Genomic DNA, 1,261 nt, shown 5'->3' with positions numbered 1-1,261 from the left:
CCCCCCCCACCACGTGGACCCGGCCCCGGTGCAGCTCGCGGGTGGCCACCACCGCCCCCACCACCCCGGCGTTGGTCCGGCAGAGGACGGTGAAGGGAGGGCGGGGCAGGGCGGCGTCCACCCGGGTGGCCCAGGGGGCTTTCCCCCGCACCTCCACGGGCCGGTCCCGCAGGGCGGTCAGGTTCCGCACGAAGCGGGCCAGGCTCTCGGCGAAGCGGAAGCTCCAGGTGAGCCGGGCCTCGGGGGCCTCCAGCCTCTCCATAGCGTTCACCGCCCCCCGCCAGCCGTAGATCTGCTGCCGGGGATCCCCCACGTAGACCCGCTGCACCCGGCCTCGGTGGGCCTCCAGCACCCGCAGGAAGATGGGGTCCAGGTCCTGCGCCTCGTCCACCAGCAGGGCGCCCGCGAAGGAGAGATCCGGCCCGGAGAGGGCCCACAGCTTCACGTAGGCCCCGTGGGGCAGGGGGAAGGGGTCTTGGGGGTCGGTCATCCGCCGCCAGAGGGTTTCCGTCCCCTGCAGGATGAAGGCCTCCTCCTCGGGCCAGGACTTGGTCCCCGCCCGGGCCAGCCGGTAGGCCCGGGGGATCATCCCCGGCTCGGGGGTCTCCGCCTCCGAGCGCAAAAAGCCCTCCAGGGTCCCCAGCACCGCGTGCAGGAGCAGGGGGTGCCGCACCTCCAGGGCCTCCGCCACCACCGGGGCCGAGAGGTGGCCCTGGGCCGCCTCGAACTTGGCCCGGTAGCCCTCGTGGCGGGACACCGCCATGCGGTAGGCCAGGCCGTGCAGGGTATAGGGGCGAACTTGGCGGGGAAACTTGCGGGCCGCCTCCTCCCGCACCGAGCGGTTGAAGGCCAGGTACAGTCCCCGCTTCCCCGGGTCGGCCTCGGCCATCAGGCGCAGGGTGGTGGTCTTGCCGCTGCCCGCCACGGCCACCACCTTGAGGTCCTGCCCCGAGCGGTAGGCCTCCACCGCCTGCAACTGCTCGTCTGTGGGGCGCAGGGCCATCCCCCGCATTGTGACGACTCCCCGGGCGGAAGTCCAGGGAGTCTCACTCCCGCAGCACCCGCTTGTACCAGGTCTTGAGGGCCTCGAGTCCTTAAGGCACCACCCCGGGCACAGAAAGCCGGAAGGGGTGCGACCCGGCCTACCCCACGGTGTGCATTCCCCCGCCGCCCCCGGACCTGGACTGCGGGGACATCCCCTACCGGGGCTTCAAGGTTCTTCCCCCGGACCCGCACCGCTTTGACCGGGATAGGGACGGGG

The 1,261-nt window shown here is 72.8% G+C and carries 1 protein-coding gene and 1 pseudogene; one reads left to right on the top strand and one right to left on the bottom strand.

Going from position 1 to position 1,261, the window contains the following annotated elements; all coding sequences use genetic code 11:
* A partial coding sequence (locus tag Q355_RS0113135; protein WP_156941933.1) for a UvrD-helicase domain-containing protein occupies nt 1-1,003 on the bottom strand: 1,003 nt, incomplete at its 3' end.
* Nucleotides 1,004-1,128: 125 nt separating this feature from the next.
* Between Q355_RS0113135 and Q355_RS17355 the strand changes: the two are divergent.
* A pseudogene (locus tag Q355_RS17355) lies at nt 1,129-1,261 on the top strand (nuclease); the annotation flags it as partial.

Source organism: Meiothermus cerbereus DSM 11376 (genome assembly GCF_000620065.1).
GTDB lineage: Bacteria > Deinococcota > Deinococci > Deinococcales > Thermaceae > Meiothermus > Meiothermus cerbereus.
The sequence above is the reverse complement of the archived record's forward strand: the minus strand, read 5'-3'. Positions and strand labels throughout refer to the sequence as shown.